Genomic DNA, 12,939 nt, shown 5'->3' with positions numbered 1-12,939 from the left:
TCTGATGCTTACTTGAAGGCGCTTACCGCCGGCTGCGGCGGTCTTCCTTGACGTGGCTGCGGAACGTCCGCGTGGGAGCGAACTCACCGAGCTTGTGACCGATCATCGACTCGGTGACGAACACCGGGACGTGCTTGCGGCCGTCGTGCACGGCGATCGTGTGACCCAGCATGTCGGGCACGATCATGGAGCGCCGCGACCACGTCTTGATGACGTTCTTGGTGCCCTTCTCGTTCTGGGCGTCCACCTTCTTCTGAAGGTGGTCGTCCACGAAGGGACCCTTCTTAAGGCTACGTGGCATTTCGGCTGCTCCTACCGCTTCTTCCTCTTGCTCCGACGACGGATGATCAGCCGGTCGCTGGCCTTGTTCGCCTGTCGGGTACGGCCCTCGGGCTTGCCCTTCGGGTTCACCGGGTGGCGACCACCGGAGGTCTTGCCCTCACCACCGCCGTGCGGGTGGTCGACCGGGTTCATGGCGACACCGCGGACCGTCGGGCGCTTGCCCTTCCAGCGGTTACGGCCGGCCTTACCGATATTGATGTTGGCCTGCTCGGCGTTGCCCACCTGGCCGACACTGGCCCGGCAGCGGACGTCGACCTGGCGCATTTCTCCGGACGGCATACGCAGCGTGGCGTAGGTGCCCTCCTTGGCGAGAAGCTGGATCTGCGCGCCGGCGCTGCGGCCGAGCTTCGCGCCACCGCCCGGACGGAGCTCCACCGCGTGGATGAAGGTACCGGTCGGGATGTTGCGCAGGGGCAGGCAGTTGCCCGGCTTGATGTCGGCGCCAGGGCCGTTCTCGATGCGGTCACCCTGCTTGAGGCCGGTCGGCGCGAGAATGTAGCGCTTCTCGCCGTCGGCGTAGTGGAGCAGCGCGATGCGGGAGGTCCGGTTCGGGTCGTACTCGATGTGAGCGACCTTGGCCGGGATCCCGTCCTTGTCGTGGCGGCGGAAGTCGATGATGCGGTAGGCGCGCTTGTGCCCGCCGCCCTGGTGCCGGGCGGTGACCCGGCCGTGGACGTTACGGCCGCCCTTGCTGTGCAGGGGAGCAAGCAGCGACTTCTCGGGCGTGCTGCGCGTGATCTCGGCGAAGTCCGAGACGCTCGCGCCGCGCCGACCCGGCGTCGTCGGCTTGTACTTACGGATGCCCATCTTTTTCGTTCATCCTTCGTCGGTTCATACCGGTCGGAGTCCGCCTCACGGCGGTCCCCCCGGTGCTAACTACGTGGGTCGGGTGCCCGGTGCCGCACCTCGCCGGTACGGCAGGGCACCCTTCCCTCACGCCGCGGACCCTCAGCCGATCTGGCCGAAGATGTCGATCCGGTCGCCCTCGGCCAGGCTCACGATCGCCCGCTTGGTGTCGGGGCGCTGACCGAAGCCAGTCCGGGTCCGCTTGCGCTTGCCCTGGCGGTTGATCGTGTTCACACTGGTGACCTTGACGCCGAAGATCTGCTCGACAGCGATCTTCACCTGCGTCTTGTTGGCACCCTTGCGCACCAGGAACGTGTACTTGTTGTGCTCGTCGATCAGGCCGTAGCTCTTCTCAGAGACGATCGGCTTGAGGATGATGTCGCGCGGGTCCGCGATCTTCTCCATCAGGCCTCTTCCTTCCCGCTCTTCGTGAGCCGCGCCACGACCTGATCGTAGGCCTCCTGCGTGAAGACCACGTCGTCGTAGCACAGAACGTCGTAGGTGTTGAGCTGCCCGGCGTCCAGCAGGTGGACCTCGGGCGCGTTGCGCAGGCTGAGCCAGGTCAGCTCGTCGTTCTCGTCGACCACGACGAGGACGCTGCGGGCCTGCGTGATCTTGCGGAGCGCCTCGAGAGCGACCTTGGTCTTGGGCGTCTCACCCGTGACCAGAGCGCTCACGACGTGCAGGCGGCCACCGCCGGCCCGGTCGGAGAGGGCGCCGCGGAGCGCGGCGGACTTCATCTTCTTCGGCGTCCGCTGGTCGTAAGAGCGCGGCTGCGGGCCGTGGACGGTGCCACCGCCGGCGAACTGCGGCGCACGGGTCGAGCCCTGGCGGGCGCGGCCGGTGCCCTTCTGGCGGTACGGCTTCTTGCCGCCACCGCGGACGTCACCACGGCTCTTGGTCGCGTGGGTGCCCTGCCGGCGAGCGGCGAGCTGGGCGACGACGACCTGGTGGATCAGCGGAATGTTGACCTTCGCGCCGAAGATCTCCTCCGGCAGGTCTACGACGGTGCCCGTCTTGGCACCGCTGGCGTCGAGGACGTCAATGCTCGTCACTTCGCAGCCCCCTTCTTGGCAGCGGTGCGAATCAGGACCAGGCTGCCGTTGGCGCCGGGAATCGCACCCTTGATCAGGATGAGGTTCTTCTCGGCGTCCACGGCGTGGACCTTCAGGCTCTGGACGGTGGTACGGGCGTTACCCGAACGACCGGCCATGCGCAGGCCCTTGAAGACGCGGCCCGGGGTGGCGCAGCCGCCGATGGAACCCGGCGAGCGGTGCTTGCGCTGGGTACCGTGCGAGGCGCCCAGACCACCGAAGCCGTGGCGCTTCATGACACCGGTGAAGCCCTTGCCCTTGCTCTTGCCCGTCACGTCGACGTGCTGCCCGGCCTCGAACGTGTCCGCGAGGAGCTCCTGGCCCACCGTGTACTCGGTGGCGTCCTCCGTGCGTACCTCGGCGAAGTAACGGCGCGGCGTGATGTCGTGCTTGCGCAGGTAGTCGCCGAGCGGCTTGTTGACCTTGCGCGGGTCGATCTGCCCGAAACCGAGCTGGATCGCCGAGTAGCCGTCCTTCTCCTGCGTGCGGACCCTGGTCACCACGCACGGACCGGCCTCGACCACGGTGACCGGGACGATCCGGTTCGCCTCATCGAAGACCTGGGTCATGCCGAGCTTCTTGCCCAGGACGCCCTTGATCTGCTTAGCCATGTCAGTGCGTTCCCTCAGAGCTTGATCGAGATGTCGACGCCGGCGGGGAGGTCGAGACGCATGAGCGAGTCGACGGTCTTCGGCGTCGGGTCGATGATGTCAATCAGCCGCTTGTGCGTACGCATCTCAAAGTGCTCGCGGCTGTCCTTGTACTTGTGCGGCGACCGGATGACGCAGTACACGTTCTTCTCGGTCGGCAGCGGCACCGGGCCAGCGACCTTGGCGCCGGTCCGCGTCACCGTCTCGACGATCTTCTTGGCCGAGCTGTCGATGACCTCGTGGTCATACGCCTTAAGCCGGATGCGGATCTTCTGTCCCGCCATAATGGCCTCGGTGTCCTTCGCTGTCGTCCTATTAAGCTTCGTGCGGCCTATTGCCGCTGGTGGTCCCACGTAACAGACAGTCCGGAACAGGTCCGTTCTTCCGTGATCCGGCAGTCGTTTCGGTCACATTCCGGCCGAAACGGCTGCGAGATCACGGTGGGTCTTCCGTGGGGGTGAGGAGCCGTAGGGCTCCTCTCGTGGATCGGCGGTCAGGCCCTGGTGCGGGCCCGACCGCCGCCCCGCGATCGTACTACTTGATGATCTTCGTCACGCGGCCGGCGCCGACGGTGCGGCCACCCTCGCGGATCGCGAACTTGAGGCCCTCCTCCATCGCGATCGGCTGGATGAGCTGGACGGTCATCTCGGTGTTGTCACCGGGCATGACCATCTCGGTGCCCTCCGGCAGGTTCACGACACCGGTCACGTCAGTGGTCCGGAAGTAGAACTGCGGACGGTAGTTGTTGAAGAACGGCGTGTGGCGGCCGCCCTCGTCCTTGGACAGGATGTAGACCTGGCCCTCGAACTCGGTGTGCGGGGTCGTGGTGCCCGGCTTGATGATGCACTGGCCGCGCTCGACGTCCTCGCGCTTGATGCCGCGCAGGAGCAGACCGACGTTGTCACCGGCCTGGCCCTCGTCAAGGAGCTTGCGGAACATCTCGACGCCGGTGACGGTCGTCGTGGTGCTCTTCTCCTTGATGCCGATGATGTCGACGGTCTCGTTGACCTTGATGATGCCGCGCTCGATACGGCCGGTGACGACGGTGCCGCGACCGGTGATCGAGAACACGTCCTCGATCGGCATCAGGAACGGCTTGTCGGTGTCACGGGTCGGCTCGGGAACGTTGTCGTCCACGGCGGTCATGAGCTCGACGATGGAGTCGCCCCACTTCTCGTCGCCCTCGAGCGCCTTCAGCGCCGAGACGCGCACGACCGGCAGGTCGTCGCCCGGGAACTCCTGGGCGGAGAGCAGCTCGCGGACCTCGAGCTCGACGAGCTCCAGGATCTCCTCGTCGTCGACCATGTCAGCCTTGTTCAGGGCGACGACGATGTAGGGTACGCCGACCTGGCGGGCCAGGAGGACGTGCTCCTTGGTCTGCGGCATCGGGCCGTCGGTGGCGGCGACCACGAGGATCGCGCCGTCCATCTGCGCCGCACCGGTGATCATGTTCTTCACGTAGTCGGCGTGACCGGGGCAGTCCACGTGAGCGTAGTGGCGCTTCTCGGTCTGGTACTCGACGTGGGCGATGGAGATGGTGATGCCGCGGGCCTTCTCCTCGGGCGCCTTGTCGATCTTGTCGAACGGGGTCGCCTCGTTGAGGTGCGGGAAACGGTCGTGAAGCACCTTGGTGATCGCCGCGGTCAGAGTGGTCTTGCCGTGGTCGATGTGCCCAATGGTGCCGATGTTCACGTGCGGCTTGTTCCGCTCGAACTTGGCCTTGGCCACTGGTCTGTCTCCTTAGAGATTCTGACTTGACTTTCGTCTTCTAACTAAGGCTCTGTACGGCGGGGCGCAACGAGTGCGCCCCCCGTACCGGGGTTGTTCGCCCCGAGCCCTCCGGAGGCGGGCGACGATCTTCTTTACGGCGCCCAACCGGAGCGGTCCGGAACTATTCGCCCCGAGCCTTCGCGACGATCTCCTTGGCGATGCCCGGGGGCACCTCCGCGTAGGAGTCGAACTGCATGCTGTACACGGCCCGGCCCTGGGTCTTGCTGCGCAGGTCACCCACGTAACCGAACATCTCCGACAGCGGGACAAGGGCCTTGATGACCTTGGCCCCGGTCCGGTCTTCCATCGCCTGGATCTGTCCGCGACGACCGTTGAGGTCGCCGATGACGTCACCCATGTAGTCCTCGGGCGTGGTGACCTCAACGGCCATCATCGGCTCGAGGATTACGGCGTCAGCCTTACGAGCGGCCTCCTTGAAGGCCATCGAACCGGCGATCTTGAACGCCATTTCGGACGAGTCGACCTCGTGGTACGCACCGTCCCTCAGCGTGACCTTAACACCGACCATCGGGTAGCCGGCGAGCACGCCGAACTCGGCGGCCTCCTGGCACCCGGCGTCGACGGAGGGGATGTACTCGCGCGGGATGCGGCCACCGGTGACGCTGTTGACGAACTCGTAGCCGTCGTTGCCGTCGCCCAGGGGCTCCAGGTCGATGATGACCCGGCCGAACTGGCCGGAACCACCGGTCTGCTTCTTGTGCGTGTACTCGACCTTCTCGACCTTGCGGCGAATGGTCTCGCGGTAGGCCACCTGCGGACGGCCGACGTTCGCCTCGACCTTGAACTCGCGACGCATACGGTCGACGAGGATCTCGAGGTGAAGCTCGCCCATGCCCCAGATGACCGTCTGACCGGTCTCCTCGTCACGCCGGACCTGGAAGGACGGGTCCTCCTCGGCCAGACGCTGGATCGCGGTGCCCAGCTTCTCCTGGTCGCCCTTGGTCTTGGGCTCGATGGCCACGTTGATGACCGGAGCCGGGAAGTTCATCGACTCCAGGACGACGGGGTTGGCCGGGTCGCAGAGGGTGTCACCGGTGGTGGTGTCCTTGAGGCCCATGACGGCGACGATCTGACCAGCGATCGCGGACGAGCGCTCCTCGCGCTTGTTCGCGTGCATCTGGTAGATCTTGCCGATCCGCTCCTTCTTGCCCTTGGTCGAGTTGATGACCCCGGTGCCGGCCTCGATCTTGCCCGAGTAGATGCGGACGTAGGTGAGCTTGCCCAGGTGCTGGTCGCTCATGATCTTGAAGGCCAGGGCGGCGAACGGCTCGGCCGGGTCCGCGTGGCGGGCGACGGCCTCGTCCTCGTTGCCGACCGCGTGGCCCTCGAAGGCCGGGATGTCGGTCGGAGCCGGCAGGTAGGCGACGATCGCGTCGAGCAGGGGCTGGACGCCCTTGTTCTTGAACGCGGTGCCGCACAGCACCGGGTTGACGGCGCCGGTCAGCGTGGCGCGGCGGATCGCGGCGACGAGCTCCTCCTCGGAGGGCTCGATGCCCTCGAGGAACTTCTCCATCAGCTCGTCGTCGTTCTCGGCGACGGTCTCGATGAGCTTGTCACGCCACTCACGGGCCGCGTCGGCGTGGTCGGCCGGGATGTCGACGACGTCGTACATCTCGCCCTTGGCCGTCTCGGCGCTCCAGATCAGGCCCTTCATCTTCACCAGGTCGATGACGCCCTTGAAGTCGGCCTCGACGCCCCAGGGAAGCTGGACGACCAGCGGAGTCGCACCGAGGCGCGACACGATCATGTCGACGCAGCGGTGGAACTCGGCTCCGACGCGGTCCATCTTGTTGACGAAGCAGATGCGGGGCACGCCGTACCGGTCGGCCTGACGCCAAACGGTCTCGGACTGCGGCTCGACACCGGCGACGGCGTCGAAGACCGCGACGGCACCGTCGAGGACGCGCAGTGAGCGCTCCACCTCGACGGTGAAGTCCACGTGACCAGGCGTGTCAATGATGTTGATCGTGTGATCAAGCCAGCTACAGGTCGTCGCGGCAGACGTGATCGTGATGCCGCGCTCCTGCTCCTGCTCCATCCAGTCCATCGTGGCGGCACCCTCGTGGGTCTCGCCAATCTTGTAGTTGATGCCGGTGTAGAACAGGATGCGCTCAGTCGTGGTGGTCTTGCCCGCATCGATGTGGGCCATGATCCCGATGTTGCGGACCTTGGCCAGTTCAAGAGCGGTCGTGGTGGCCACTGCTTTGCGTCCTTAACTCGTCGTAGGTGCCGACTACCAGCGGTAGTGGGCGAAGGCCTTGTTGGACTCGGCCATCTTGTGCGTGTCCTCGCGCCGCTTGACGCTGGCACCAAGGCCGTTGCTGGCGTCGAGGAGCTCGTTCATGAGCCGCTCGGTCATGGTCTTCTCGCGACGCGCCCGGGAGTACTGGACGAGCCAACGGAGAGCCAGGGTGGTGCTGCGCGCGGCGCGCACCTCGACCGGGACCTGGTAGGTGGCGCCACCGACCCGGCGGCTGCGCACCTCCAGGGTGGGCTTGACGTTGTCGAGCGCACGCTTGAGGGTGACGACCGGGTCGTTGCCGGTCTTCTCCCTGCAGCCCTCGAGAGCGCCGTAGACGATCGACTGCGCGATGGAGCGCTTGCCGTCCAGGAGAACCTTGTTGATCAAGGCGGTCACCAGCGGCGAGTTGTGCACCGGGTCTGCGACCAGCTGGCGGCGACCAGGGGAACCCTTGCGCGGCATGTCAGCTCTTCTCCTTCTTCGCGCCGTAGCGGCTGCGGGCCTGCTTGCGGTTGCGGACACCCTGCGTGTCCAGCGAGCCGCGGATGATCTTGTAGCGAACACCCGGCAGGTCCTTCACACGACCGCCACGCACGAGCACGATGGAGTGCTCCTGAAGGTTGTGGCCGACACCCGGGATGTAGGCCGTGACCTCGATGCCGTTGGTCAGTCGCACACGCGCGACCTTACGCAGCGCCGAGTTCGGCTTCTTGGGGGTCGTGGTGTAAACGCGGGTGCAAACGCCGCGCCGCTGCGGGCTCCCCTTGAGGGCAGGAGTCTTGGTCTTACTGACCTTGTCCTGCCGGCCCTTGCGGACCAACTGCTGAATCGTGGGCACCGCGTCTCCGTTTCGTGCCTAGCCGGTGATACGTGAACCCCGGATCCGACCACCGCTCCGGCACGATCGCGATCCGCTGACGCGAACCCCTCACTGCCCGGCTCGGCAACCATTCCAGGTTGTGCTTTCGCAGGTGCTGCCGGTGTCATGACCTGCTGGTTTTGGAACTCCTTCGACCCCCGCGCTCGGGCGTGTCGCGCACTTGTCGCACCACACCAGGTCGGACCCGGTCGATCTGGAGGAGTCCTGCGGCGCTCGCGCCCACTTCCGTTATCGGAAGCGGCTCTCCAAGCACGCGCATGCGAGCCCATGAACCATGGGCACGAAGGAAAAGACTACCCAGCCCCTCGCAACACGTCAAAACGGAAGCGGGGGGTGGTTCGTGATCCGTGTCATGGTCCGCGTGACCCGCTCTGCCACGGGTCACTGAAAGCTCGCAGCGATTATACCCGGACGGCGGGCCCTCCCGGTCATTTCCACCAATGCCGCCGGTTCCCTTCCCGGGACGCGGCCCGCCGAGCGCCCTCGTACGGCCCGGAACGCGAAAGCGCCCGGCATCCGGACTTCCGGACACCGGGCGCTCCCGTCGCCTGACTAGCGGCCGTACTGGCCGAAGTCGTATTCCTCCAGCGGCACGGCCTCGCCGCTGCCGGAACCGAAGGTGTACTCCGCGGCGGAGCCGTCGTAGCCACCGACCGTGTACATCGCGGCCTTGGCCTCCTCGGTCGGCTCGACCCGGATGTTGCGGTACTGGGGCATGCCCGTACCGGCCGGGATGAGCTTACCGATGATGACGTTCTCCTTGAGGCCGAGCAGCGAGTCCGACTTGGCGTGGATCGCCGCGTCGGTGAGCACCCGCGTCGTCTCCTGGAAGGACGCCGCCGACAGCCAGGACTCGGTCGCCAGCGAGGCCTTCGTGATGCCCATCAGGACCGGACGTCCGGAGGCCGGCTGGCCGCCCTCGGCCACGGTCTGGCGGTTCATCTGCTCGAAGCGCGGCCGCTCGACGAGCTCACCGGGCAGCAGCTCGGTGTCGCCCGACTCCAGCACGTTCACGCGCTTGAGCATCTGGCGGACGATGACCTCGATGTGCTTGTCGTGGATCGACACACCCTGCGAGCGGTACACCTGCTGGACCTCGTCCACCAGGTGGAGCTGGACCGCGCGCGGGCCGAGGATGCGCAGCACCTCGTTGGGGTTGCGCGCACCCGCGACCAGGAGCTGGCCGACCTCGACGCGCTGCCCCTCCGCGACCAGCAGACGGGACCGCATCGACACCGGGTACGCCACCTCGTCGGAGCCGTCGTCCGGAGTGATGACGATCTTGCGGGTCTTGTCGGTCTCGTCGATCCTGACGCGGCCGGTGACCTCGCTGATTGGGGCCACACCCTTGGGGATGCGGGCCTCGAACAGCTCCTGGACACGCGGCAGACCGTGGGTGATGTCGGCGCCCGCCACACCACCGGTGTGGAAGGTCCGCATCGTGAGCTGGGTGCCCGGCTCACCGATCGACTGCGCGGCGATGATGCCGACGGCCTCGCCGACGTCGACCAGCTTGCCGGTGGCCAGCGAACGGCCGTAGCAGGTGGCGCAGACACCGATCTTGGCCTCGCACACCAGGGTGCTGCGGGTCCTGACCGTCTCCACGCCCGCAGCCACCAGCGCGGCGACCACGGCGTCGTTGATGTCCGCGCCCGCCGACGCGACGAGCTTGCCGTCCACCTCGACGTCCTCGGCCAGGATGCGGCCGTGCACGTTGCTCTCGGCGTTCTCGGCCTTGACCAGGTTGCCCTGGGCGTCGCGCTCGCCGACGTGCAGCGGGACCGCGCGGTCGGTGCCGCAGTCGATCTCGCGGACGATGACGTCCTGGGCGACGTCGACCAGACGACGGGTCAGGTAACCCGAGTCGGCGGTCCGCAGCGCGGTGTCCGCCAGACCCTTCCGCTGGCCGTGCGTGGAGATGAAGTACTCCAGCACCGACAGGCCCTCGCGGAACGAGGACTTGATCGGCCGCGGGATGGTCTCACCCTTGGTGTTGGACACCAGACCGCGGATGCCGGCGATCTGCCGGACCTGCATCCGGTTACCGCGGGCGCCGGAGTTGACCATCATCCAGACCGGGTTCGTCGCCGGGAAGGCGTTGACCATGTCGGTCTCGACCTCAGCGGTGGCGTGGGTCCAGATCTCGATGAGCTCCTGGCGGCGCTCCTCGTCCGTGATCAGACCGCGGTCGTACTCGCGCTGGACCTTGTCCGCGCGCCTCTCGTACGACTCCATGATCGCGGCCTTGTTCGGCGGCGCGACGACGTCCTCGATCGAGATGGTGACACCCGCGCGGGTGGCCCAGTGGAAACCGGCGTCCTTCAGCGCGTCCAGCGCCTGGGCGACCTCGACCTTCGGGTACCGCTCGGCCAGCTCGTTCACGATCGCGGAGAGCTGCTTCTTGCCGACCTGGTAGTTCACGAAGGAGTAGTTGCCCGGGAGCGTCTGGTTGAACAGGCACCGGCCCAGGGTGGTCTCCAGCCGGAACGCCTCACCGGCCTCCCAGCCCTCCGGAGCCTCCCAGCCGCGCGGCGGCGGGGCGTCCTTCAGCCGCACCTGGATCTTGGCCTGGATGTCCAGCTCGCGGCGGTCGAACGCCATGAGCGCCTCCGCCACGGAGGCGAACACCCGGCCCTCGCCCAGCGCGCCGTCCTTCTGGGTGGTCAGCCAGTACAGACCGATGACCATGTCCTGGGTGGGCATCGTCACCGGCTTGCCGTCGGCCGGCTTGAGGATGTTGTTGGTCGACAACATCAGGATGCGGGCCTCGGCCTGGGCCTCGGCCGACAGCGGCAGGTGCACGGCCATCTGGTCACCGTCGAAGTCCGCGTTGAACGCGGTGCAGACGAGCGGGTGGATCTGGATGGCCTTGCCCTCGACGAGCTGCGGCTCGAAGGCCTGGATGCCCAGGCGGTGCAGCGTGGGCGCACGGTTGAGCAGCACCGGGTGCTCGGTGATGACCTCTTCGAGGACGTCCCACACGACCGGACGGGCGCGCTCGACCATGCGCTTGGCCGACTTGATGTTCTGCGCGTGGTTCAGGTCGACCAGGCGCTTCATCACGAACGGCTTGAACAGCTCCAGCGCCATCTGCTTGGGCAGGCCGCACTGGTGCAGCTTGAGCTGCGGGCCGACGACGATGACCGAACGGCCGGAGTAGTCGACACGCTTGCCCAGCAGGTTCTGGCGGAAGCGTCCCTGCTTACCCTTCAGCATGTCGCTGAGGGACTTCAGCGGACGGTTGCCCGGACCCGTGACCGGACGGCCGCGGCGGCCGTTGTCGAACAGCGCGTCGACGGCCTCCTGGAGCATCCGCTTCTCGTTGTTCACGATGATCTCGGGCGCGCCGAGGTCGAGCAGCCGCTTGAGGCGGTTGTTCCGGTTGATGACCCGGCGGTACAGGTCGTTCAGGTCCGAGGTCGCGAACCGGCCACCGTCGAGCTGCACCATGGGGCGCAGGTCCGGCGGGATGACCGGGATGCAGTCGAGGACCATGCCGCTGGGCGAGTTCCGCGTGTTGAGGAACGCCGCCACGACCTTGAGCCGCTTGAGGGCGCGGGCCTTCTTCTGGCCCTTGCCGCTGCGGATGGTCTCGCGCAGGTTCTCGGCCTCGGCCTCCAGGTCGAAGCTGTTCAGCCGCTCCTGGATCGCCTGGGCGCCCATGCCGCCGCGGAAGTACCGGCCGAACCGGTCGCGCATCTCGCGGTAGAGCAGCTCGTCGCCCTCCAGGTCCTGGACCTTGAGGTTCTTGAACCGGCTCCACACCTCGTCGAGGCGGTCCAGCTCGCGCTGGGCCCGGTCGCGGAGCTGCCGCATCTCGCGGTCGGCGCCCTCACGGACCTTGCGCCGCGCGTCCCCCTTGGCACCGGCGGCCTCGAGCTCGGCCAGATCGGCCTCGAGCTTCTTCTGCCTGGCCTCGATGTCCGCGTCACGGCGCTGCTCGATGTGCTGCCGCTCGACCGAGATCTTCGCCTCGAGCGAGGGCAGGTCGCGGTCACGCGTCTCCGCGTCGACATGCGTGATCATGTACGCCGCGAAGTAGATGACCTTCTCCAGGTCCTTCGGCGCCAGGTCGAGCAGGTAGCCCAGGCGCGAAGGAACACCCTTGAAGTACCAGATGTGCGTGACCGGAGCGGCCAGCTCGATGTGGCCCATCCGCTCACGACGCACCTTGGCGCGGGTCACCTCGACGCCACAGCGCTCACAGATGATGCCCTTGAACCGGACGCGCTTGTACTTACCGCAGTAGCACTCCCAGTCCCGGGTCGGGCCGAAGATCTTCTCGCAGAAGAGCCCGTCCTTTTCCGGCTTGAGAGTCCGGTAGTTGATCGTCTCCGGCTTCTTCACCTCGCCGTGCGACCACTGACGGATATCGTCAGCCGTCGCAAGGCCGATGCGCAGTTCGTCGAAGAAGTTGACGTCTAGCACTTTTGATCCCCTCAGCTTCTAGATCAGACCTCTTCGACACTGCTCGGCTCGCGCCGGGACAGGTCGATGCCGAGTTCTTCAGCGGCACGGAAGACGTCCTCGTCGGTGTCCCGCATCTCGATCGACATGCCGTCGCTCGACAGGACCTCGACGTTGAGGCAGAGCGACTGCATTTCCTTGATGAGGACCTTGAACGACTCGGGGATGCCCGGCTCGGGGATGTTCTCGCCCTTGACGATGGCCTCGTAGACCTTCACGCGGCCGAGAACGTCGTCCGACTTGATCGTCAGCAGCTCCTGCAGGGCGTACGCGGCGCCGTAGGCCTCAAGGGCCCACACCTCCATCTCACCGAAGCGCTGGCCGCCGAACTGGGCCTTACCACCGAGCGGCTGCTGAGTGATCATGGAGTACGGACCGGTCGAACGCGCGTGGATCTTGTCGTCGACCAGGTGGAGCAGCTTCAGGATGTAGATGTAGCCGACCGAGATCGGGTGCGGGAACGGCTCACCGGAACGGCCGTCGAACAGCCGCGCCTTGCCGTTCTCGCCGACCATGCGCGAACCATCCCTGTTGACCAGGGTGTTGTTCAGCAGGCCGACGGTCTCCTCCTCGTGGGCGCCGTCGAACACCGGGGTGGCCACGTTGGTGCGCGGCTCGACCTTGGCG

The 12,939-nt window shown here is 66.6% G+C and carries 12 protein-coding genes; all 12 read right to left on the bottom strand.

What is annotated here, in order from left to right:
• Positions 1-22: 22 nt before the first annotated feature.
• Positions 23-301 (bottom strand): 30S ribosomal protein S19, encoded by a 279-nt coding sequence (gene rpsS, locus AWQ70_RS12820; protein ID WP_030451498.1) that lies wholly within the window; start codon positions 299-301, stop codon positions 23-25.
• A gap of 11 nt (positions 302-312) precedes the next feature.
• Entirely contained in the window at positions 313-1,149 is an 837-nt protein-coding gene (rplB, locus tag AWQ70_RS12815) for a 50S ribosomal protein L2 (protein WP_067174801.1), read from the bottom strand.
• A gap of 141 nt (positions 1,150-1,290) precedes the next feature.
• Positions 1,291-1,593 carry a 50S ribosomal protein L23 gene (gene rplW, locus AWQ70_RS12810; protein ID WP_061253218.1) on the bottom strand — a complete coding sequence of 101 codons (303 nt, stop codon included), beginning with the start codon at positions 1,591-1,593 and terminating at the stop codon, positions 1,291-1,293.
• Positions 1,593-2,243: a 50S ribosomal protein L4 gene (gene rplD / locus AWQ70_RS12805; protein WP_067174799.1), complete on the bottom strand. Its 651-nt coding sequence runs from the start codon at positions 2,241-2,243 to the stop codon at positions 1,593-1,595. Before rplD ends, rplW begins: the two co-directional genes overlap by 1 nt.
• Positions 2,240-2,893, bottom strand: a complete 654-nt coding sequence (gene rplC / locus AWQ70_RS12800) for a 50S ribosomal protein L3 (RefSeq protein WP_067174797.1) — start codon at positions 2,891-2,893, stop codon at positions 2,240-2,242. Before rplC ends, rplD begins: the two co-directional genes overlap by 4 nt.
• Before the next feature lie 14 nt (positions 2,894-2,907).
• Positions 2,908-3,216 (bottom strand): 30S ribosomal protein S10, encoded by a 309-nt coding sequence (gene rpsJ / locus AWQ70_RS12795; protein WP_012887830.1) that lies wholly within the window; start codon positions 3,214-3,216, stop codon positions 2,908-2,910.
• Positions 3,217-3,466: 250 nt separating this feature from the next.
• Positions 3,467-4,660: an elongation factor Tu gene (tuf, locus tag AWQ70_RS12790; RefSeq protein ID WP_067174795.1), complete on the bottom strand. Its 1,194-nt coding sequence runs from the start codon at positions 4,658-4,660 to the stop codon at positions 3,467-3,469.
• A 163-nt stretch (positions 4,661-4,823) separates the two neighbouring features.
• Positions 4,824-6,872: an elongation factor G gene (gene fusA, locus AWQ70_RS12785; RefSeq protein ID WP_067175023.1), complete on the bottom strand. Its 2,049-nt coding sequence runs from the start codon at positions 6,870-6,872 to the stop codon at positions 4,824-4,826.
• Between the two features lie 84 nt (positions 6,873-6,956).
• Entirely contained in the window at positions 6,957-7,427 is a 471-nt protein-coding gene (rpsG, locus tag AWQ70_RS12780) for a 30S ribosomal protein S7 (RefSeq protein ID WP_067174793.1), read from the bottom strand.
• A 1-nt stretch (position 7,428) separates the two neighbouring features.
• Entirely contained in the window at positions 7,429-7,803 is a 375-nt protein-coding gene (gene rpsL, locus AWQ70_RS12775) for a 30S ribosomal protein S12 (protein WP_061253213.1), read from the bottom strand.
• A gap of 594 nt (positions 7,804-8,397) precedes the next feature.
• The gene (locus AWQ70_RS12770; protein ID WP_067174790.1) at positions 8,398-12,273 is read right to left on the bottom strand and encodes a DNA-directed RNA polymerase subunit beta'; all 3,876 of its coding nucleotides are present in this window, start codon (positions 12,271-12,273) and stop codon (positions 8,398-8,400) included.
• A 23-nt stretch (positions 12,274-12,296) separates the two neighbouring features.
• On the bottom strand, positions 12,297-12,939 hold a 643-nt coding region (locus AWQ70_RS41135), incomplete at its 5' end, for a DNA-directed RNA polymerase subunit beta (protein WP_444543112.1).

Origin of the sequence: Microtetraspora niveoalba, assembly GCF_001570405.1 — a bacterium.
In the GTDB taxonomy this organism is placed as follows: Bacteria; Actinomycetota; Actinomycetes; order Streptosporangiales; family Streptosporangiaceae; genus Microtetraspora; species Microtetraspora niveoalba.
The sequence above is the reverse complement of the archived record's forward strand: the minus strand, read 5'-3'. Positions and strand labels throughout refer to the sequence as shown.